At 68.6% G+C, this 21,000-nt stretch carries 15 protein-coding genes; 6 read left to right on the top strand and 9 right to left on the bottom strand.

Annotated features, from left to right (window positions below):
• Positions 1-161: 161 nt before the first annotated feature.
• The 3 genes from ACWD12_RS34345 to ACWD12_RS34335 form a co-directional block, all read right to left on the bottom strand.
• The gene (locus tag ACWD12_RS34345) at positions 162-932 is read right to left on the bottom strand and encodes an SDR family NAD(P)-dependent oxidoreductase (RefSeq protein ID WP_450102868.1); all 771 of its coding nucleotides are present in this window, start codon (positions 930-932) and stop codon (positions 162-164) included.
• 116 nt (positions 933-1,048) lie between these two features.
• Positions 1,049-3,325, bottom strand: a complete 2,277-nt coding sequence (locus ACWD12_RS34340; protein ID WP_450102867.1) for a beta-glucosidase — start codon at positions 3,323-3,325, stop codon at positions 1,049-1,051.
• Between the two features lie 237 nt (positions 3,326-3,562).
• The gene (locus ACWD12_RS34335; RefSeq protein ID WP_450102866.1) at positions 3,563-5,824 is read right to left on the bottom strand and encodes a glycoside hydrolase family 3 C-terminal domain-containing protein; all 2,262 of its coding nucleotides are present in this window, start codon (positions 5,822-5,824) and stop codon (positions 3,563-3,565) included.
• Positions 5,825-5,997: 173 nt separating this feature from the next.
• On the opposite strand from ACWD12_RS34335, the gene ACWD12_RS34330 reads away from it, so the two are divergent.
• Positions 5,998-6,996: a LacI family DNA-binding transcriptional regulator gene (locus ACWD12_RS34330; protein ID WP_450102865.1), complete on the top strand. Its 999-nt coding sequence runs from the start codon at positions 5,998-6,000 to the stop codon at positions 6,994-6,996.
• 457 nt (positions 6,997-7,453) lie between these two features.
• On the opposite strand, the gene ACWD12_RS34325 is transcribed toward ACWD12_RS34330, so the two are convergent.
• Complete coding sequence (locus ACWD12_RS34325) at positions 7,454-8,440, bottom strand: Gfo/Idh/MocA family protein (RefSeq protein WP_450102864.1); 987 nt, start codon at positions 8,438-8,440, stop codon at positions 7,454-7,456.
• A 279-nt stretch (positions 8,441-8,719) separates the two neighbouring features.
• Here ACWD12_RS34325 and ACWD12_RS34320 point away from each other — a divergent pair, with 279 nt between their 5' ends.
• Positions 8,720-11,662, top strand: a complete 2,943-nt coding sequence (locus tag ACWD12_RS34320) for a glycoside hydrolase family 2 TIM barrel-domain containing protein (RefSeq protein WP_450102863.1) — start codon at positions 8,720-8,722, stop codon at positions 11,660-11,662.
• Positions 11,663-11,669: 7 nt separating this feature from the next.
• Here ACWD12_RS34320 and ACWD12_RS34315 read toward each other — a convergent pair whose 3' ends face one another.
• Both ACWD12_RS34315 and ACWD12_RS34310 read right to left on the bottom strand, forming a co-directional pair.
• Positions 11,670-12,194 (bottom strand): hypothetical protein, encoded by a 525-nt coding sequence (locus tag ACWD12_RS34315; RefSeq protein WP_450102934.1) that lies wholly within the window; start codon positions 12,192-12,194, stop codon positions 11,670-11,672.
• Between the two features lie 292 nt (positions 12,195-12,486).
• A complete protein-coding gene (locus tag ACWD12_RS34310; RefSeq protein WP_450102862.1) occupies positions 12,487-14,145 on the bottom strand; it encodes an MFS transporter in 1,659 nt (552 codons plus the stop codon).
• A gap of 500 nt (positions 14,146-14,645) precedes the next feature.
• Between ACWD12_RS34310 and ACWD12_RS34305 the strand changes: the two genes are divergently transcribed.
• Both ACWD12_RS34305 and ACWD12_RS34300 read left to right on the top strand, forming a co-directional pair.
• Entirely contained in the window at positions 14,646-15,428 is a 783-nt protein-coding gene (locus tag ACWD12_RS34305; RefSeq protein WP_450102861.1) for an SDR family NAD(P)-dependent oxidoreductase, read from the top strand.
• An 89-nt stretch (positions 15,429-15,517) separates the two neighbouring features.
• Complete coding sequence (locus tag ACWD12_RS34300; RefSeq protein ID WP_450102860.1) at positions 15,518-16,258, top strand: TetR/AcrR family transcriptional regulator; 741 nt, start codon at positions 15,518-15,520, stop codon at positions 16,256-16,258.
• 73 nt (positions 16,259-16,331) lie between these two features.
• On the opposite strand, the gene ACWD12_RS34295 is transcribed toward ACWD12_RS34300, so the two are convergent.
• Positions 16,332-16,793: a nuclear transport factor 2 family protein gene (locus tag ACWD12_RS34295; protein ID WP_450102859.1), complete on the bottom strand. Its 462-nt coding sequence runs from the start codon at positions 16,791-16,793 to the stop codon at positions 16,332-16,334.
• Positions 16,793-17,986: an amidohydrolase family protein gene (locus ACWD12_RS34290; RefSeq protein WP_450102858.1), complete on the bottom strand. Its 1,194-nt coding sequence runs from the start codon at positions 17,984-17,986 to the stop codon at positions 16,793-16,795. Before ACWD12_RS34290 ends, ACWD12_RS34295 begins: the two co-directional genes overlap by 1 nt.
• A 247-nt stretch (positions 17,987-18,233) precedes the next feature.
• Here ACWD12_RS34290 and ACWD12_RS34285 point away from each other — a divergent pair, with 247 nt between their 5' ends.
• Positions 18,234-19,166, top strand: a complete 933-nt coding sequence (locus ACWD12_RS34285) for an alpha/beta hydrolase (protein ID WP_450102933.1) — start codon at positions 18,234-18,236, stop codon at positions 19,164-19,166.
• A gap of 50 nt (positions 19,167-19,216) precedes the next feature.
• Complete coding sequence (locus ACWD12_RS34280) at positions 19,217-19,849, top strand: TetR/AcrR family transcriptional regulator (RefSeq protein WP_450102857.1); 633 nt, start codon at positions 19,217-19,219, stop codon at positions 19,847-19,849.
• Between the two features lie 51 nt (positions 19,850-19,900).
• On the opposite strand, the gene ACWD12_RS34275 is transcribed toward ACWD12_RS34280, so the two are convergent.
• Entirely contained in the window at positions 19,901-20,836 is a 936-nt protein-coding gene (locus ACWD12_RS34275; protein ID WP_450102856.1) for an aldo/keto reductase, read from the bottom strand.
• Positions 20,837-21,000: the final 164 nt, after the last annotated feature.

Raw genomic sequence — 21,000 nt, 5'->3', positions numbered from 1 at the left:
TGGGGGAGAAGGACAGAAGACCGCCGCGGGGGTGGCGGCGGTCTTCTCTCGGGGTGGGGCAAAGGGGGTTGTTCCGAACATATTTTGCGTAAGTGTTACGCGCCCGATGCCCTGCCGCAACCTCCGCAGGGTTGCCGGCGGACGGCGAGTGAAGACACGACCTAGCCGGCGGTGACGCCGCTGTCGGTGGACAGTACGGCCCCGTTGATGTTGCGTGCCTCGTCGGAAGCCACGAAACACAGGAGCGCGGCGACGTCCTCGGCTTGTGCCATCGGGCGCGGCGTCGTATAGCGCATCATCAGTTCGAAGTCGACGTCCGGCGGCATCTGGTAGCCGCTGACCAAAGGCGTTTCCACTCCGCCAGGGGCGATCGCGTTGACACGCAGCGGGGTTTTGATGAACTCCCAGGCCAGGGAGCGGGTCATCTGTACCAGCGCGCCCTTGGACATGCAGTAGGCCACGGTGTAGGCCTGGCCCATCAGGCCCGCGTTGGACGCCACGTTCACGATATTGCCGTCGGTTTCCAGCAAGTGGGGGATGGCCGCCTGGGACAGGAAGAAGCAGGCGTCGGTGTTGATCGCCATCATCCGCCGATAGTCGACCTCCGAGACCTGGAGCATGTGCTCGGCCCGCGCGACGCCGGCGACGTTGGCGAGAACGTCGAGTCGTGCGTACCGGTCGACCGCTTCGGCCACGGCGGCGAAGCACTCCTGTCGTTGTGCGACGTCGGTGACGCGGCCGACGACTTCGCCGGGAAGCTCGGCCGCGAGGTCGCAGGTCTCCGCCAAGCGGTCGGCGGCGATGTCCAACGCGAAGACGTGGGCGCCTTCGGCGGCCAGCCTCAGCGTCGTGGCCCGGCCGATGCCGGAGGCCGCGCCGGTGACGAGGGCGGTCTTGCCGGCGAAACGGTCGGGGACGGGGGTGAACGGCATGGTCTACTCCTTCAAGTGCCGTCAGGTGGGGTGCAGGACGGGGGCGATTTCTCTGTATGCGAGGTGCGGCGCCCCCGTCGTCTCGCTCGGACTGGGCGCCGCGAACTGCCCCGGATTCAGGCGATGGATGCGGTGGCCTTGCGGTGCTCGGCGACGAGCGCGTCGACGTGGTCGTGGGTGAGGGGACCGCCGAAGTTGGCGATCTTCGTCAGGGGCATGGCCCCGAGCACTTCGCGGATGTTCTCCGGCTTGCCTTCACCCGGTTCGAGGTACGGGGCGATCACCGGGCCCATCAGCTGTGCGCCGACCGGGTCCGCGAGCCACTCGTCGAGGGTGGACATCGCGTCCAGGGCCGGCGCGACCGTGTCCCCCGTGAGGTCCACCAGTTGGCGGGCACGGATGTCGCGGGACGAGAAGCCCACGCGGATCTCGGCCTGACCAGGCTCGATCTTCCAGCGATTCTCGGCGATCGACCAGAAGGCGAAGGCGCGTTCGTCGAGGTGCACGCGTGCCGAGCCGGTCTCGCCGGGCGCGAGGTCGACTTTCGCGAAGCCCTTGAGCTCGTGCAGTGGGCGGTCGATCGAGCTTTCCAGGTCGCGGACGTAGACCTGCACGATCTGCGCGCCGGAGCGGTCTCCGGTATTGGCCACCGGCACCGTGACGTCAAAGGCGTTGTCGCCGGCGGGCACGACGGCGACGTCTCCGAGTTCGAACGTCGTGTAGCTCAGGCCGTGCCCGAAGGGGTAGGCCACGGGCCGGTCGAGGGTGTCGTGGTGGCGGTAACCGACGTAGACGCCTTCGCCGTAGCGGACATGCCGTTCGCCGCCGGGGAAGAACAGGTACGAGGGAGCGTCCTGGAGGCGCAACGGGATCGTCTCGGCGAGTCGACCGGTCGGGTTGGCGAGGCCGAACAGCAGGTCGGCGACGGCCGGCCCGCCGGCCTGGCCGCCCAGCCACGCCTCCAGCAGCGCAGGCGCATGCGCCTGCCAGGGGGCGACCGAGACGGCGGAGCCGTTGGACAGCACGACGACCGTACGCCGGTTCACCTGGTGCACGGCCTCCAGGAGAAGGATCTGATCGGCCGGCAGTTCGAAATCGGTCCGGTCGAAGCCCTCGGATTCGGCGGTGGGCGGCAGGCCCAGAAACAGCACGGCGACTTCCGCCTCACGTGCGGCGCGTACGGCTTCGGCGGTGAGGGCGGCACGGCTTTCGTCGTCGGCCTCCTCGTCGACGCTGAAACCGGGGGCAAACGACACGCGATCCACCCCGGCGAGGGCCGTGATCGCGTCGAGGGCGTTCTCAAGCCGTGTCGGTACCACCTGGGAGCTGCCTGCCCCCTGGCAGCGGGGGGTGCGGGCGAACTCCCCGATGACCGCAATGCGGTGGTCGCCATCCGGGTTGAGCGGAAGCAGGTCGCCGTCGTTCTTGAGCAGTACGGCGCCGGCCGCCGCGGCTTCGCGGGCGATCCGGTGGTGGGTGTCCTCGTCGAACGTGCCGGGTTCGTCCCGTGCCTTTGCCGTGGCGTCCGCGAGGCGGATCACCCGGGCGGCGGCGGCCTGAAGTTGCTCGGCGTCGACTGTCCCCGCCTCGACCGCGCGCACGATCAACTCGTCGCTGTGGGTAGGGGGCATCTCGACGTCCGTGCCCGCGGCGAACGCGCGGACGCGGTCGACGACGGCCACCCAGTCGGACATCACGACACCCTCGAAACCCCATTCCCCGCGCAGCACTTGGGTGAGCAACCAGGTGTTCTCGGTGGCGTAGGTCCCGTTGATCTTGTTGTAGGCGGCCATGACGGTCGCCGGTCGGGCGTCCTTGACGATGTGCTCGAACGCGGCGAGGTAGATCTCCCGCAGCGTGCGCTCGTCGATGTCGGCGCTGATCTGCTGCCGGTCGGTCTCCTGGTTGTTGGCCGCGAAGTGCTTTACCGAGGTGCCCACCCCTTGGGACTGCACTCCGTGCACATACGCCGCGCCGAGTCGCCCGGCGAGGAACGGATCTTCGGAGAAGTACTCGAAGTTGCGTCCGCACAGTGGGTGGCGCTTGATGTTCACACCGGGCCCGAGCAGAACCGACACCCCGGCCGCGCGTGTCTCGCGACCAAGTGCTTCACCGACGCGCCGCAACAGGTCGGTGTCCCACGTGCAGGCCAGTGTCACGGCGGGCGGGAAGCAGGTGGCGGGCGCGCTGTTGCCGATGTTCATCTGGTTGTCGTCGGGTTCGCGACGCAGCCCGTGGGGGCCGTCGGAGACCATCACCGGGGCGATGCCTGCTTCCTCGATCCCTTGGAAGTGCCAGACGTCCTCGCCTGAGGTCAGAGACGCCTGCTGTTCAAGCGTCAGCGTGGCGGCCTTGACGGCGGCGTCGTCCACGGGACGGGTGGTCTCAGTCATAAAGGGGCCTTCGTTGGTCGGGCCGGCGGCCGGCGAGGTTGGTCAGGTCGGACGGTGAGGCGCGCACGACAGCGCGGATCCGTGGAGCGGCGCACCGTTGCGCTGCCCGGCGAACGCGACGACGTGCGGCCTTGGTTCGTCGGTCCAGGCGGCATACCCGGCCCCGTTGAGGTGCAACTTGTCGCGGGTGTACTCAGGGCGAAGTCGCGCCGGGCCGTCCGCGAGGGTGCAGTCGGCCTACGAGGGTGCGGATGCGTCCGCGAGGGTGAGCAGGTGGTTGCGGTCGTCGTCGGAGAGCGGGGCGTACAGGAAGAACTGGCTCATCGGCATGGGAGCGGCCATGCGCAGCAGCCGGGCGTTCTCCTCGGCCTCTTCCTCGTCCTTGGGGGCCGGGGCGGCCGCGCTGAGCCGGGCGGTGAGTTCCGGGCCGACGACCGGATGGGCGAACCACTCGCCGAGCGAGGACTCGATCGTGAGGGGCTGCGCCTCCGGTGCGTCGCCAGGAAGAGTGAGTACGGCCTCCGCCGTGACATCGACGGCGTTGTCGGCGATCTGGATGGTGTACTCGCCGCCGGCGACAGCCCATCCCGACTGCTCGACGTTGTAATAGGCGAACGCCCGTCGGTCGAGCGTGAACGTCACGCGCCGCGACTCGCCCGGTTCCAGGGCGACCTTGGTGAAGGCGCGTAGCTCGCGGGCTGGCCTGCGGACCGGGCCGGCGCAGGTGGCGACGTACACCTGGACGACGTGCTTGCCGGCGCGGGTGCCGGTGTTGGTGACGGTCACGGCGACTTCGGCGGTGTCGTCGCCGGTCAGGGTGGCCTCCAAATGGTCGGTTGCAAAGGTGGTGTAGCTCAGGCCGTGGCCGAACGGGTAGCGGACCGGCAACGCAATGCTGGTGTAGTGGCGGTACCCCACCATGACGCCTTCGCCGTACCGCACGTGCCCCAGCTCGCCGGGGAAGTTCAGGTACGACGGGTTGTCCGCCAGGCGGAAGGGGATCGATTCGGCGAGCCGTCCGGACGGATTCGCCGCTCCGAACAGCAGGTCGGCGAGCGCGCCGCCGCCGGCCTGGCCGAGCAGCCACCCTTCGAGGATCGCGTCGACGTCGTCGTGCCAGCCTTCGAGCGAGACCACGCCGCCGTTGGAGAGGACCACGACCGTGCGACGGGCTGCCGCCGCGACGGCGCGTATCACCTCGACCTGGGCAGCGGGCAGGTCGATCGTCTCGCGGTCGTATCCCTCGGACTCGTCCGCCTCCGCCAGGCCGGCGAACACCACGGCCACATCCGCCTCGCGTGCCGCCGCCACGGCCTCCTCGCGCAGGGCCGCGTCGGTGCCCTTGAGCGTGAACCCCTGGGCGAAGCGCACGGCATCCGGGCTCGACGCGAGCCCCCTGATGGCATCGAGCGCGGCGTCCGTGCGAGTCGCGTTGATGTGCGAGCTGCCGCCACCCTGGTAGCGCGGGGCGGTCGCGAACGCACCGATCACCGCGATCCGCGCGTCTGCCGCCAGAGGCAGAGTGCCGCCGTCGTTCTTGAGCAACACCGCGCACTCTGTGGCGAGTTGCCGGGCGAGGGCGTGATGCGCGTCGACGTCGAAGTCCTCGGTGTTCCCGGACGACGTGGCCTCCGCGCCGGTCGCCTTTGCCGCAAGGGCAAGGATCCGCCGCACGCTCCGGTCGACCACGGACTCGTCCAACTCGCCCGCACCGACGGCCGCGAGCACCGCTGCCTCACCGACACCCCAGTCCATCGGCATGGCCAGGTCCATCCCGGCGGTGAGTGCCGCCACGCGGTCGTGCACCGCGCCCCAGTCGGAGATGACCAGGCCGTCGAACCCCCATTCGTCGCGCAGGACTTCGGTCAGCAGCCAGCGGTTCTCGGCGGCGAACACGCCGTTGATGCGGTTGTAGGAGCACATGACCGTCGCCGGTTTGGCGTCCGTGACCACGCGCTCGAACGCCGGGAAGTAGATCTCGCGCAGCGTCCGTTCGTCGACGTCCGCGCTGACATGGACGCGGTCGTTCTCCTGGTTGTTCGCTGCGAAGTGCTTCAGCGAGGCCCCGACGCCCGCGGACTGTATGGCTCGCACATGTGCGCTGGCCAACACCCCGGACAACAAAGGGTCTTCCGAGTAGTACTCGAAGTTGCGACCGCAGAGCGGCGAGCGCTTGATGTTGACTCCGGGCCCGAGGACGACGTCGATACCGTACGTCCGAGCCTCGCGCGCGACCGCCTCACCGACCTGGGCGGCCACCTCGGGGTCCCAACTGGACCCCACGGCGACCGCGGGAGGGAAACACGTCGCCGGCAGGCTCTCGTTGATGCCCAGATGATCTGCGGCGGTTTGTGGTGGCCGGACCCCATGAGGACCGTCGACGAGCACGATGGGCGGGACGTCTGCCTCGCGGACCGGGTGGCTGGTCGTGTGGTCCCGTCCCGTCAGGATTCTTGCCTTTTGCTCAAGGGGCAGGGCGGCGGGGTCGATGGTCGGCAAGAGGGTCCTTTCGGTGGTTCGATGCGCGCTTTGCGGTTGGGTTTCACACGAGGCAGACGTGCGCCCGGACGGCTTCCCGGAGCGACCGCGCAAGTAGCGCGCGCTACTCGCTCGCAGGCTATGATGTCCGGGTAGCGCGCGCAACATGCGCCGAGCTTTGGAAGGGGAACCCAGTGCCGGATCTGGCCGCCGCCCGACGTGTCACGGCGGTGGACATCGCCAAGGAGGTCGGGGTCTCCCGCGCCACCGTGGGTTTCGTCCTGAACAACACACCGGGCAAAAAGATCTCGGACGCCACGCGCGCCCGCGTTCTCGACGCGGCGGCCCGTCTCGGCTACCAGCCCAACCGCGCCGCGGCCGACCTCGCCCGTGGGCGCAGCAAGATCATCCTGCTGGTTCTGCCCGGTCGGCTCCTCGGATCCAGCCTGCAGGCGTCGCTCGACGAGAGCGCCCGTGTCCTGGCGGAAGCGGGGTATGCGCTGGTGACGCAGACCGGGGGGCCCGGCGGGGCCCCGCCGCTGTGGGAGACCCTGAACCCGGACGTCGTGATCGGATGGACGACCTTCACCGACGACGAAGTGGCGTCCATGCGACTTGCGGGTGTGCGGCGCATCGTGCCGCGCCCCGGGGAGTCGGCACGCTACGACCAGGCGCCTGGTGTCTCCGAAGGCGCGCGGATGCAGGTCGATCATCTGCACGAGTTGGGGCACCGGCGCATCGCGCTGGCGTCGCTCGCCGATTCCCAGATGCTCGAACTCCAGCGCACGCGCGCGGAGGCTGCCGTGCGGCGCGCCGAGGACCTGGGTATGGAGGTGGTGGGGGTGCGCGCGGTCGCCCACGCCGACGGTTCGTCCGCGGACGCCGTGCGCGCATGGGCCGCTGATGGCGTTACCGCGGTTGTCGCGTACAACGACGATGTCGCGGCCACGGTGGCGGGTGCGGCGATCGCAGCCGGCCTGCGCATCCCCGCGGACCTGGCGGTGATCGGACACGACGACAGCCCCATGGCCGAGCTGTTCTACCCGCCGCTTTCGAGCGTGCGGATGGACACGGTTGAAGCCGCCCGCTACCTCGCCGAAGTCGCGCTCCACGAAGCCGACGGTCGCCCCCTGACGTCCACGTGGACCGAACTCGACACGTACGTCGTCGCCCGCAAGTCGACCACCGGTTAACCCGTACGCCGGCAACGCAGCGGTCCGCATTGCCTGTTGCCCCGCGCCCTAACCGTGCGGGGGGCACCACTTTTCGCCTCGTGAGACCGACACCTGACGTCGGCCTGCCCGACGTGAGTCGCCTCGCAAGAGCGCTCTCGGAGGCGCGCAAGTGGCCACGGAGCGGGGACCAATGCCGGTGGTGTTCAGCGTGTCGGCGAGGGCTCCCCGGCCAGGGGCTGCTCGGCCCAGATGGTCTTTCCGGACTGCCGGTATCTGCCGCCCCGGCGGCGGGTGAGCTGAGGTACCAGGAAGAGGCCGCGGCCGCCTTCGTCGGTGCTGCCATCAGCAGCGTGTCGTCGTCGCGTGGGATGTCGGCTGCGGTCTCCCGGCTGGTCGTGGCCTGCTTTGTCCAAGTCCCGGTGTGCGCAGTCGAATCGCTCCGCCGGCTCCCAACCCCCCGCGATCGCTTCGCGCGCTACACGAAGGCGCAGGCGCCGATGGCGCGCCTGGCGTCCTCGAGGATGCGCATGAGCGCGAGCGAGGCTTCCAGGGGCACAGTCGCGCTCTCCGTGTGGCCTTGCAGCACTCGATCACGAACTTCATAAGCTTGCGCGACGAACGCGGCATCCGAACTGTCGATCAGATGCTGCTCTTTGCGTCCATCTCGCAAAACGGTGATGCGCGTCGCCGCGTGGAACGGTGGCGCAATGACGATTTCGCCCGCGGAGCAGACGATGCGGCCCCTCATGGGCAGCCATTGGGTGAGCGACGTACGCAGATCGGCTTCGGCTCCGTTCGGCCACGTCATATGGAGCTCGGCGTGGGCGTCGAGGTCGTTCGCGGACAGGGTGCCGGTCACGGTGGTCGATGTCGGCTCGCCGAGCAGCAGGTACGCCAGAGCCACCGGATAGATGCCCAGGTCCAGCAGTGCGCCGCCACCGCGCTGCGGGTCCCACAGGCGGTGTGTGGGGTCGTAGGGCTGGGGAAATCCGAAGGTGGCCTCGATTGTGCGGACTTCGCCGAGCGCACCGCTGTCGATGATGGAGCGGGCCTTCTGGATCAGCGGGTTGAACCACATCCACATCCCCTCCATGAGAAACACTTTCGCGGCGCGTGCCTGCGCGACAAGGGCATCGGTCTCGGCGAGGCTGGCGGTGAGGGGTTTTTCGCAGAGGACCGCCTTGCCGGCGGCGATGGCGAGTTCCGCGACGGAGCGGTGCTGGGCGTGCGGGGTGGCGACGTAGACGGCCTGCACAGCGGGGTCGCCCACGAGTTCGGCGTAGCTCCCATAGGCGGCGGGGGCACCGAGTTTGGACGCCAGGCTCTCGGCTCTCGCCAGGTCCCGCGAGCCCACCGCCGCGATGCTCATGCCGGGCTGCCGGGTGATGATCGCGCCCACTTGCTCGGCGATCGTGCCGGTTGCCGCCACGCCCCAGGAGAAGCTTCCGGATTCAGCGCTCACGGTGTGCCCTTCGGTCGGCCGAACTCGCTTGCAGGGGTAGGCGGCTGCGCATGATGGTTGCGCGCGCTACTTGGGCATCGTAGCCTACCGGTGGTTAGCACGCGCTACCCGCGGAGATTGCTGCCGCCACGCGGCCTCGCCGGGAACGACCACCGACAAGTGAAGGCCATCTGAATGAACACACACATCCGTGCATCGGCCGGTCAGGAACCGTGGGACGCGCCCGAACTGACGTCCGTGAACCGCTTGCCGATGCATGCCGTGCCGCACCCCGAGCGAATGCCCCTCGACGGGGTCTGGGACTTCCAACTCCTGTCCGGTCCCCGGGCGGAACGCGCCGCCACATGGCAGAGCATCGACGTTCCCGGGCTGTGGACGATGCAGGGCACGGAAGATCGGCCGCACTACACGAACATCGCCATGCCGTTCGACGCGCCGTACCCGCACCCGCCCCGGGAGAACCCGACCGGTGTCTACCGCCGTCGGTTCACCGCGGGGGACTGGGCCGACCGACGTGTGGTCCTGCACGTCGGCGCGGCGGAAAGCGTGCTGCTGGTCCGGCTCAACGGGGTGGATGTCGGGGTGAGCAAGGACTCGCACCTGGCGGCGGAGTTCGACGTCACCGACCACCTGTGCGCCGGCGACAACGAGCTCGAACTCACCGTCGTGAAATGGTCCGACGCCAGCTACATCGAGGACCAGGACCAGTGGTGGCACGGCGGCATCCCACGCTCCGTGTACATCTACACCACCGGCACGACCTACCTCGCGGACCTGCAGGCGGTTGCCGACTTCGACCCGACGAGTGGCAAGGGCGCCCTCTCCGTCACCGTGGACGTCGCCGAACGGTTTGGCCCCGTCCCCGAGGGATGGACGGTGCGTGCGCGCCTCGTCGCTCGGTCCGAACCCGCCGAAGCGCCGGTTCCTCCGACGCGCTTGCTGGTCGTGCCGCCCCGGGAGCGCCCCGGAAACCACCCGGACGAGCCGCCGTTGTCTCAGGTCCCTGACGGCGTGCTCGACCTGTTGACCCTCTTCCCGGCGGGTGCATCGCTGACGGACCAGGAGCAGGCGATCGCACGCCTGGTCCACGAGAGCGCATTCCCGCCCAGGGGAGGGCTCGTCCGTCTCCATGCCGCGGACCTCGACGTCCGGCCATGGTCCGCGGAAGACCCGCATTTGTACCCGATGGACGTCGAACTCGTCGCCCCGAGCGGGGAGATCGCCGAGCGAGCCACGATCAGGGTGGGGTTCCGGCGGGTGGAGATCCGCGGCCGGGACCTCCTGGTCAACGGCCGCCGCGTGTGGATCCAGGGCGTCAACCGGCACGACTTCAACCCCCGTACCGGCCGGGTGATCTCGCACGAGCAGATGGCGTCGGAACTGGCGTTGCTCAAGCGGTTCAACGTCAACGCGGTCCGCACTTCGCATTACCCGAATGACCCCGCCTTCCTGGACCTGTGCGACGAGTACGGCTTGTACGTCGTCGACGAGGCGAACATCGAGGCGCACGGCCACGCCGCCACAGTGTGCGAAGACCCCCGATACCTGAGCGCCTTCGTGGACCGAGTCTCGCGCATGGTGCGCCGGGACAAGAACCACGCGTGCGTGATCATGTGGTCGCTCGGCAACGAGAGCGGCTACGGCGTCAACCAGGACGCCGCCGCGGGGTGGGTGCGGTCGTACGACCCGACGCGCCCGCTGCACTACGAAGGGGCGGTCGCCGCCGACTGGCACGAAGGTCACCGCGCCACCGACGTGGTCTGCCCGATGTACCCCACTCTGGACGCCCTCCGGGCGTACGCCGAACACCCGCGCGCCGACCGGCCGGTGATCCTGTGCGAGTACGCGCACTCGGAGGGCAACTCCACCGGCGGACTCGCCGACTACTGGGACCTGTTCGAATCCACCCCGGGCCTCCAGGGCGGATTCGTCTGGGAGTTCGCCGACCACGGTCTCGACCCCGACGGGGATGGCCGCCACCGCTACGGCGGCGATCTCGGGGACCTGCCCAACGACGGCACCCAGTGCATCAACGGCCTGGTCTTCGCCGACGGAAGCCCACAGCCCGCGCTCTACGAGGCCCGCCACCTCTTCGCTCCGGTGCGGGTGGTGTCCGCGAGGGCCGAAGCGCAGCAAGGGCGGGTGGTCCTGCGCAACCGCCAGGCCTTCCGTGACCTGTCGAACCTGTTGGTCGAACTTCAGGTCGAAACCCTCACCGGCCCCGGAAGCGTCGTGACGCTTCCGTCTCCGGCGATCCCTCCCGGCAGCGAAGGGGCAGTGGAACTCCCGCCTTCGGTGGTCGCCGCGCTGGTCGAACCGGACGCGGTCGCGCTCACCTTGACGCTACGTCTCGCGGACGCCGAACCCTGGGCGGTCGAGGGTACGGAGATCGTCCGCCTTCAGGTGCCGCTGGGCATACCAGCGGCGCTACCTACGGTCGGCATCCCCGCGGGCCGTGTACCTGTCGACGAAGAAGGGTTGCTGACACACCCTTTGCTCAGTGCGCCGCCCACCCTGTCCTTGTGGCGGGCGCAGACCGACAACGACCTGTCACCCTCCCTCGACCGGCGCGCCGTTCGCTCCGGGCTCTTCCACGTCACCCGCACCCTGGCGGACCTGACAGTCACGGGCCCGACCGCGACCCTCGTCAGTCATTACACCGCGGCCTACGGCGCGACGATCACACACCGCCAGCACATCACCGCGGTCACGGATACCTGCTTCCGGCTCGCCGAGACGATGGTCGTCCCCGACGAGCTGGATGACATTCCCCGGCTCGGGATCACCTTCGCCACGATCCCCGGTTTCGAGCAAGCCTCGTGGCTGGGTCTCGGACCCCACGAAGCGTACCCCGACCGCAAACGCTCCGGCCTGCTGGGCCGGTTCACTTCCTCGGTCGACGAGCTGGCCGTGCCATACCTGCGTCCGCAGGAGAACGGCGGCCGGGCCGACGTCACCGAACTCGTCCTCACCGCCGAGACGAACCAGCGCATCACCGTCACGACGGACCGGCCCGTGCAGATGAACGTCTCCCACTTCCAGCCCGCCGATCTGGAGAACGCGCGGCACACCTGGGAACTCAAGCCGCGCCCTGAGACTTTCGTCCACCTCGACCTCGCCCACCGCGGACTCGGCACCGCCGCGGTCGGCCCGGACACGCACCCGAACCACCGCCTCCGTGCCGGGGAGTACCACTGGACCTGGCAACTCGAACTCGGGTGACGCCAAATCATGCGCGAAGCGGTGCCCCTCCGACTCGGAGCGGCACCGCTTCGCGTCTGCGGTGGTGAAGTCGTGCTGTTCCCAGCGGTGCTACGACTTCAAGCCGAGGCGGTCCACGAAGATGACGCGGGCGTTGTAGTGCTCGACACCCGTGACCTTGTCGTTGTATCGGCTCGGGGTCGACGGCCCAGATCTGGGTGAGCACGGCCGGGTAGTCCCGCTGCACCGCGTACTTGACGATGTACCGGCCGATCTCCAGCGGCTCGATCCGCATCGAGACGTTCTGGAACTCCTTGAGCCGGCTCAGCATGAACTTCGCGACCGCGACCGAGGACGGGTTCTGCGGCACCACGTACGTGAAGTCGACCTTCTTGCCCTCGGCTGCGAGTTCGTCGAACAGGCGCTGCGCCTCGGCCTTGTTCTGCGGCGCCTGGGTGTCCGCCGGGTCGGTGAAGGCGCCGGTCGAGCCGAAGACGCTCTTCGCGGGCTTGTACCCGTTGTCGAGGGTCTTGGGGATTTCCGCGGGGTCCAGGGCAAGGGCAACTGCTCGTCGGGCGCGCAGATCGTTGAACGGCGGACCTGACCGGGGTGCCGCCCGCGCTGATCGTCACGACGCAGTACGACATGGGGCGCGACGACGCTCACGCGTACGCGGGATTGGTCACCAAGGCAGGCGGCACGATCGAGGTCCTTGAGTCAAGGGCGCGGTGCACGGCTTCCTCTCCTAGTACGCGCAAGTGCCCGCCTCGTTGGACGCGCTCGACCAGGCCTGCGACGCGCTGCGTGCCGCCCGGGCCGCACGGTCTCCACGTGCGTGTTCCGCCTCAGGCTGCCGGTTCGGCGACCGGAGTGCGGGGCTCGGGATCGGCGTCAGGCGCCTTGCCTCCGGTGGCCGGGGTGCGGCCCGAGCGCATCAGTACGGCGATCACTGCGCCCAGCGCTCCCGCCGCGGCCACGGCCCACAGCGACATCGTCCAGCCGGTGTCGGTGTACACCTGCGGAATGTCGCTCGTCACCGTTCCCTGACCGGTCGGACTGGGGGACGTCATCTGGAACGTGTTCGCGGACAGGATGGCGGTGATCGCGGCTGTGCCCACCGCGGCGCCGAACGACTGGGCGACCGCGAGCATGCCCGCGCCGATCGCCGATTCCCGCTCGGGGACCGTCTCGACGATGAGGTTGTTGGCCGCCGAGTAGTAGAAGCCGAAGCCAATGCCGTAGATGCCGTAGAAGATCAGCACGGTCACCCAGTCGCCGTGCCGCAGCGCGAGGAGCGCCGAGGCTCCCGCCATGATCGCCATGCCCGCGATCAGCGGGCTGCGCAGGCCCGAACGACGCCCCCAAAGCCCGGCCGCGGGCCCCGCCGCCATGCTGGTGACCGCCATTCCGATGGTGATGTGCGCGGCGAACGCGAGCAGGCTGAACCCGAGGGCGTAGCCGAGATCGCCCTGGAAGGTGATGGCCTGGCGCATCACCTCGACGGGTTGGCCGGCGGCGGCCGCGGCGCCCTGCAGGATCTGGTTCTTGATGGCTTCGCCGTCGGTCTGCGCCATGTACGGGACGATGTAGCCGATGCCGCCGATCACCATGTTGGAGAGGAAGCCGACGGCCAGAACCATCGAGACCTTCGGGGAGCGAAGCAGACGCGGATTCATCATCGGCATAGGCGTCTTGGTCTCCCAGACCGCGAACAGGGCAAGGACGACCGCGCCGGCGGCCAGGTAGCCCCAGGCGCTCGGGCGTCCCCAGCCCCACACCTGGCCGTTGCTCAGGTACACCAGGGCGAGTGCCACGCCGCCGCCGAGCAGGATCGCGCCGGGCCAGTCGAGGCGCTCGCGCACGCGAACGCTGCTTTCCGGTACGACCAACCACATCAGCGGGATGATGACGGCGCCGTATACGACCAGGAACCAGAACAGCGAGCGCCAGCTGTAGTGGTCGGTGAGCGCCCCACCCACGAACGGGCTGAGGATGCCGGAGAAGCCGAACCCGGCGGCCAGCGCGCCGACTGCGATCGGGATGTGACGACGGGGCAGTAGGTCGCGGATCAGGCCGACGGCGATCGCGGTCATCGCGAACGCGGTTGCCTGCAGCGCCCGGCCGAGCAGGAACAGTGCCCAGGAGTCGGTCACGGCGCACAGGACCGAGCCGGCCAGGAAGCTGACGCTGCACTGGAGCATCACGCGGCGCTTGCCGTACAGGTCGGCGAGCTTGCTGACGAGCGGGGTGGTGGCCCCGCCCACCAGGGCGATGATGATCACCATCCAGCTCAGGTTGCTGCCGACCTCGGGCCACGTCGTGCCGACCTTCTGCACCGCCGGCAAGACCATCGCGTACTGGAGGGGCACGACCTCGGCGAACAGGATGATGACCGCGGCGACGGAGATGATCCGTCGCGTGGACGCGCCGTCCAGGCGGTCGACACCCGCCGTTCCGGTGCTTCTGTCGTCCGGTGGTTCCGTGGTGCGTTCGTTGCCGGCCATGGATCCTCTTCTCGGCGGCGCACGAGGCGCCCGCCGCGGACCGGCGGGGGTCGTACGCGTCGCGTGTTCAGGGAGATTTCGCGCCCCGGAAGGGCTACCGGGACAAGCCAGATGTGCGGTCGGCGTTGATGCCGACGACCCCGAGGGCGCCGAGAAATTAACATATGTAATACGCAAAATGAAGGGCGCTTCAGGAGCTGCCCTGTCCGGACTTTGCGTGGCAGCCGCCAACGTGGTCGCCACGACGCCGTGGCGTCGGCGGGTCGCGCTGCCGGGCGGCCTCGGCGATGCGCATGTCTGGCCCATCGAAGGGAGATCGTCTATAAGTGTAACGCGTACGTAAAACGAGGAGTCCGCAGTGGGATGCAGGTCTTCGTGCATACGAACGTACTTGCCTGCGGGCTTCCGGCGTTCGGCCTGCACATCGAACTGCAGTGGCACGTACCGACTTAGAGATGCAGAACCCGTTCCGTTGTGTACTCGGATCAGAGGAGCCAGACATGTACGACCTTGACGGCCGCGTCGCGCTGATCACCGGTGCCGCTCAAGGGCAAGGAGCCGCAGAGGCGCGTATGTTCGCGCGGTGCGGTGCCCGGGTGTTGCTGGCCGACATCCAGAAGGATGCGGTGGCGGAGCTGGCCGCGGAGCTGGGTGACCGCGCGGCGTACGTGCGCCACGACGTCAGCGACGAGATGGACTGGACGGCGGCGGTCGAGGCGGCCGTGTCCCGGTTCGGCCGACTGGATGTCCTGGTCAACAACGCCGCCGCCATGCGCCTGGTGGCCATCGAAGACGAATCCCCCGACGCCTTCCGCCGCATCCTCGACATCAACCTCGTGGGCACGTTCCTCGGCATCCGCGCCGTCGCCCCGACGATGCGTTCCGCGGGGGGAGGAGCAATCATCAACGTGGCCTCGGCCAGCGGAGTCCAGGGCCAGGCGTGGGCCTCCGCCTACTCGGCCTCCAAATGGGGGGTACGCGGACTCACCCGCACCGCGGCGCTTGAGTTGGGGCCCGCCGGAATTCGGGTCAACGCCCTGGTGCCGGGGCCGATCCGCACCGCGATGCTGCCCGGGGACCGCAGCGGCGCCGAACAGGACACCCGGTTCGGCGGGCTCCCGCTCGGCAGGGCGGGGGAAGTCGACGAGATCGCGCACATGGTGGCGTTCCTCGCCTCGCCCGGCGCCTCGTACATCACCGGCGCCGACTACTATGTGGACGGTGGCTTCACCGCGGGACCGGCCGCGTCGCCGCGTCCCACCGCGCCGATGATCTTCCACTGACCTGTTGCGCGCGGCGATGCGGCCGTCGGGGCGCGTACCTGAGGTCACACGCGGTCCGCACCGATGCGGCGCGGTGAAAGGGACGAAGGATGACTCAGGTATCAGGAAGCGCTCCCACACGTGGGCGCGGTCGTCCGGCACGCCTGTCCCGCGACCAGATCGTCGACGCCGCGGTTGCGTTGGTCTACGAGGACCCGGCCACTCCACTGACCATCAAGCGGGTGGCGGAGGCCGCGGACTCGGCGCCGATGGCCTTGTACCGGTATTTCCCGGACCGCGACGACCTGTTGCACGCGGTCGCGGACCGCGTCGCGACGGGTATGAGCTTCGAGCCGCCCGTCGGCGCGTCGTGGCGGGAGCAACTGCGCAACTGGATGACCATGAGCATGGAGTACCTGCGGCCCTACCCGCAGCTGCTGCCCTACATCGCCTCTACACGCCAACCGGCGTGGCTGCCGTCCTTCGTCCTCTTGACGGAGATGCTCGAGCCGTTGTCCCTGGGCGAGCAGGATCTGGCTTTGGCGATCACGCTCATCGGCACGACCATCGTCGGGCAGGCCACCCTGGCCAGTAAGAGGAGGCCGATGTCCGACATGCTCCCGACACTGCGCCAAGCTCTCGACAAGGCGAGTGCGGACGAACAGGTACGTGTGGCGCCGATCCTCGACGCGTTGCCGGCCGCGTTCGGACGCCTGGATGACGTGGTCATCGAGTCCACCATCGCCGCGGTCGAGGCGCTGAGTCCCAAGGGGGGCGGGGCGGGCCGCGCGTCGAAGCGGGGCCGCAAGGGCCCGATGAACCCGCTTTTCAGTAACCCCTCGCCGGCGTAGTACTTCGGGGAGTCCGATCGGCGCATCGGCGGAGTTGACGCGCCGATCGGACATTCCACACCCGGCGCCGGGGTCAAGCCAGGTCGGGCGGGGTCGCGGGGCGATCCATCGTGAACTCGCGCCGTCGAATGCGCCATCCGCCAGGAGTACGCACGACGTGGTCGACGAATCGCCCCGTGGTGTTGACCCTGCCGCTGTCCCCCGCGCCGGTCCGGATCATGCCGAGCATGTAGTAGTGCACGGCAGCGCCTTCCGGCGTCGGTCGGATCCACATGTTCGTCACCACGTGCCAGGCGTGACCCGCGGTCCAAATCCCGGTGTCGCGGGCGTGCAGGATCTGCGCTGCGAGACCGTTGTACTCGCCCACGCCGACGAGTTCGGTCACCACGTCGTCGGTGAAGACCTCGGAAAACCGCTCGTACTCGGCGTAGTCGGAGAAGTGGCAGAACTTCGCGGGCAGTTCGGCGATCTCCAGACGGTCCGCCGCAGACAGCTCCGTCGGCGGCGCCGAACGGGCGCTACTGGTTGCGGTCATCAGGCGGTCGCCACGGGATTGCGCAGCGGGTCGCCCATCCGTGCGTACGCCTCCGCCATGCTCCCGCCCACAAACTGCTCCCAGGCGTCGCTTCCGACGTCCGAAAGTTCGCCGCGCCAGAATTCGACGGGTGCCAGGCTGCCTTCAAAATGCGGCATGTCGGAGGAGAAGACCGCGACATCGGGAAGGCTCTCGAACAGGTCGACGGGGGATTGGGCGGCCTGGGGCAGCGGACTGACGCGGACGTTGCGTTGCACGTATTCGCTGGGCTTCAGGGGCAGTTCGTACGGACCGAGCAGGGCGGCCGAGCCGGGCGCCGCCCGCCCGTCCATGTTGGCGACCGCGAACGGCAGCCAGTCGATGCCGGTCTCGCACAGCAGGACGGTCAACGCGGGATGGCGTTCGAACACGCCGCCGAAGACCAGCGCGTTCAGGTAGACCTGGGCGGCCTGGAAGGACTGACTGGTGCTCATCCGCGTGATCAGCGCCGGGTCCTGGGTGTTGGCGTACGCGGGGTGATAGCGCGGCGGCATCATCCCGACGTGGAGCACCGCGACCATGCCCAGGTCCGTCGCCGCCGACCAGACCTTGTCGAACTCGGGGTGGTACGGCGGGATGTTGTTGCTGAATTCGGTGGTGACGTGGAAGGCGCGGCTGCCGAGCGCGCGCATCCGCGCCATCTCGGAGACCACCCAGTCGAGGTCGTCGAAATGCGTCACCGTCACCGGCAGGAGTCGGTCCCGGTGTGCCGACAGCGCTTCACTGAGATGGGTATTGAGCGCCCACGCGGTGTCGCGGGCGAGCGCGGGATCGCGCAGGCAGGCCATGAGCGTGTACCCGGCGCCGCTGATGACGTTCTGCAGGGCTATGCCCTGGGCGTCGAGCGCCGCGATCCTCGCGTCGCCGTCGACCGAAGGGTGTTGGCAGTGACCGTTGATGGTCGCCGGGCCGTCCTCGGGGTACATCGCGCGAAGGAACGGCGTCACCAGCCGGTCCAGGGGTACGCGTTCGGACGACGGGGCAAACGGACGGATCCCGTCGGAGACGAAGTACGCGAAGTGCTCGGGGCTGCGGAGCGCGAACTCCGGCTCGTGCTCCGGAAGGAGATCGGGCAGCCGCCGCTTGAGCGAGGGGAAGGCGTCGAGCCAATCCGGCGCCGGTTCGAAATGAGAGTCGACGTCATAGACGATCACGGCGGAATCCCTCCTGCAACCCAGATTTAGCGTGGACGTTACGCTAAACACGTGGACGTCACAATGCCTGTGGTGGAGCCTGTTTCAGGCTGACGCCCGCGTGCTCAGGCCGACCGGACACTGTGGACATAATGTCCAGTCAGTTGATGCTCCGTGGTTCGAACCCAGAGCTTGTGCGTGAGGAGCTGCCGTGTTCGTCGCATCCGATCCCCGCTACCCTCTGCTCCCGCCGGAACTCGCTGCGATCATGCAAGCGACCCCGGCGTCCGGGCAGGTCACCGCAGAGACCCTCGCCACGACCAGGGCACGCGCCGTCGCGGGGATGACCGGGCAACCGCGACCCGCGGTGCACACGATCGTCGACCGCGCGATCCCGGGACCTGTAGGACCGGTGCCCATTCGGGTGTACAAGCCTGGACCAGGCGCGGGCTTCCCCGTCTTGGTTTTCGCGCATGGCGGCGGGTGGGTCATGTGTGACCTGGAGACGCACGACGCGCTCTGCCGGGAGATCGCCAACCGTGCGGGAGTGGTTGTCGTCGCCGTGGACTACCGCCTTGCGCCCGAGCATCCGTTTCCGGCTCCCCTGGAGGACTTCTATGCGGCGGCGACTTGGGTCGTGGAGAACGCTCGCCAGGTAGGTGGAGACCCGAACCGGGTGGCCGTCGGCGGGGACAGCGCCGGTGGCAACCTCGCGGCGGCGGTCTGTCTGCTCGCCCGGGACCGCGGTGGACCACGCTTCTCGATGCAGTGGATGGCGTACCCAGGCCTTGACGGGGTATCAGAACGCGAGTCATGGACAACGTTCGCCGAGGGGCCGTTGCTCTCCGTGTCGAACGCCCGAGCCATGTGGCGGATGTATGCCGATGGTACGGATCTTCGTGAGCCGTACATCTCCCCACTGCACGCCGAGACTCTTGAGGGCCTGCCCCCGGCGCTCATCGTGGCGCCGGGCTACGACCACGGGCACGACGACGCGGTGGCATACGCCAAGGCGCTCGAGGCGGCCGGCGTCCCGGTGACCTTCCATTCGTTCGAGGGCCTGTGCCACGGCTTCCTGTCGTACTACGCGCAGGTGTCGGCATGCTCGGCAGCGCTGGACTACTGCTGTGATGTCGTGCGCACGGCACTCACGGCTCCCCGCCTGCCAGAAGGTGCACCGGGCAGACACGGTGACCAGTGAATGGATGCAACATCAAGACACGTGTCTCGTCGGGACCGTACGCTGGCGGTATGCCTGCCTCGACCCACCCATCGTCCGAGTCCAAGGGACGCTCGCCGAGCCTGGACATGCGCGCCCGGCAGAAGATCTACACGCGCCAGCGGCTGATCGCAGCGGCGAGCAACCTGTTCGAGACAAAGGGCTATGAGGCCACTACGGTCGACGACATCGTGGCCGAGGCCGGGGCGGCCCGAGCAACGTTCTACCTGCACTTCACCGGCAAACCCGACATCGTCGGCGCGCTGGCCGACCGCATCTGGGCGGACACCGAAGCAAAGTTTGCCGCATTCGGGGAGCTACCCGACTGGTCACATGCGACAATTCGGGCTTGGCTCGAAGCGTACCTCAGCGAAGGCGAAGTGAATCGCAAGGCGCTGGGTATCTTCGCGGAACAGCTGCCGCACACGCTTCGTCGCCAACACCAGGACCACGTGACCAAGTTCGTGGCATTGCTCATGACGCCGCCCGAGCGCTGGGCGCACTTCTCGAAGCCAGAAGGAAAGCGCCGTGCCTACCTGCTGATCACGCAGCTGGGGACGTTCATGCCGTCCTGGATGGCGGGCCGCTGGACGCGCGAGCGTTCCGCGATGCTCGACACCCTGACAGCTGTGTGGCGCAACACTCTTGAGGCCGAGCGGCTCTGAACAAAGCGAAGGCGTTGGTCGCCCGCCCCCTGCACGGGCGACCAACGCGGTTCAGGAACCCGCGGCGGCCGATTCGATGGCGGCGAGCAGGTCCGGCGTCAGCTCGGTGAGCGCCTCGGCATTGGCGGCGACCTGCGCGGCGGACGTGGCGCCTACGAGTACGGACGGCACTGTCGGCTGCGCGGCGAGCCACGAGAGCGCGGCTCCCACCATGGTGAGGCCCGCCTTGTCGGCCACCTTGCGCAGGCGCTCGACGGCCGCGAAGTTCTGCGGTGTGGCCACGGAGGTGAAGTACGGCAGCGAAGCGAGCCGCGAGCCCTCGGGATAGTCGGCGCCTTGCCGGTACTTGCCGGTCAGCAGCCCCGACGCCAGCGGGAAGTAGGGGATGACGCCGACACCGAACTGAGCGGCGGCGGGTACGAGTTCCCGCTCGGCGTCGCGCGTGAGGAGGTTCCATTCGGCCTGGACGGCGACGAACTGCCCGAGATTGTTGGCGCGTCCCACGTGGACGGCGTCCGCGAGCTGCCAGGCGGCCAGGTTGGATGCGGCCGTGTAGCGCACCTTACCGGCGCGTACCAGATCGTCCATCGCGTGCAGGGTCTCGTCGATCGGTGTTTCCGGGTCCGGGTAGTGCTGGTAGTAGAGGTCGATGTAGTCCGTGCCGAGCCGACGCAAGCTGTCCTCGCAGGCCCGGATGATGTGTCGCCGCGACGACCCGCCACCGTACGGTCCAGGCGCGATGGGGGCCCCGAATTTCGACGCGATGACGACGTCGTCTCGGCGGCCGCCGAGAGCCTTGCCGAGGAGTTCCTCGGACTGTCCCTCGGCGTAGATGTCCGCTGTGTCGAACAGGGTGATGCCGGCGTCCAGGGCGGCGTCGACCACTTCGGTCGCGGCGGCCTGGACGATCTTCATGCCGAAGTTGTTGCACCCCAGCCCGAGGGACGACACCTTGAGGCCCGAGCGGCCGACGCTTGAGTACTGCAACACGTGCTCCTTGATCAATGGTGGAACGGGTCGCCCCCGAGATCACTCGGCGGCGAGGTGGCCGTAGAGGCCACGTAGTTCGCGTTTGAGGATTTTGCCGCTGGGGTTTTTGGGGAGGGTGTCGGTGACGACGATGTATTTGGGGACTTTGAAGCCGGCGAGGT

This window comes from Streptodolium elevatio (genome assembly GCF_053592165.1).
Note: the sequence above shows the minus strand (reverse complement) of the source record. Positions and strands in the feature narration are given on the sequence as shown.

Excerpts from the sequence above, each read along its gene's own strand:
- ACWD12_RS34310 (WP_450102862.1), bottom strand. The coding sequence starts at position 14,145 with ATGGCCGGCAACGAACGCACCACGGAACCACCGGACGACAGAAGCACC.
- ACWD12_RS34295 (WP_450102859.1), bottom strand. The coding sequence starts at position 16,793 with ATGACCGCAACCAGTAGCGCCCGTTCGGCGCCGCCGACGGAGCTGTCT.
- ACWD12_RS34345 (WP_450102868.1), bottom strand. The coding sequence starts at position 932 with ATGCCGTTCACCCCCGTCCCCGACCGTTTCGCCGGCAAGACCGCCCTC.
- ACWD12_RS34300 (WP_450102860.1), top strand. The coding sequence starts at position 15,518 with ATGACTCAGGTATCAGGAAGCGCTCCCACACGTGGGCGCGGTCGTCCG.
- ACWD12_RS34320 (WP_450102863.1), top strand. The coding sequence starts at position 8,720 with ATGCCCCTCGACGGGGTCTGGGACTTCCAACTCCTGTCCGGTCCCCGG.
- ACWD12_RS34340 (WP_450102867.1), bottom strand. The coding sequence starts at position 3,325 with ATGACTGAGACCACCCGTCCCGTGGACGACGCCGCCGTCAAGGCCGCC.
- ACWD12_RS34285 (WP_450102933.1), top strand. The coding sequence starts at position 18,234 with ATGCAAGCGACCCCGGCGTCCGGGCAGGTCACCGCAGAGACCCTCGCC.
- ACWD12_RS34280 (WP_450102857.1), top strand. The coding sequence starts at position 19,217 with ATGCCTGCCTCGACCCACCCATCGTCCGAGTCCAAGGGACGCTCGCCG.
- ACWD12_RS34305 (WP_450102861.1), top strand. The coding sequence starts at position 14,646 with ATGTACGACCTTGACGGCCGCGTCGCGCTGATCACCGGTGCCGCTCAA.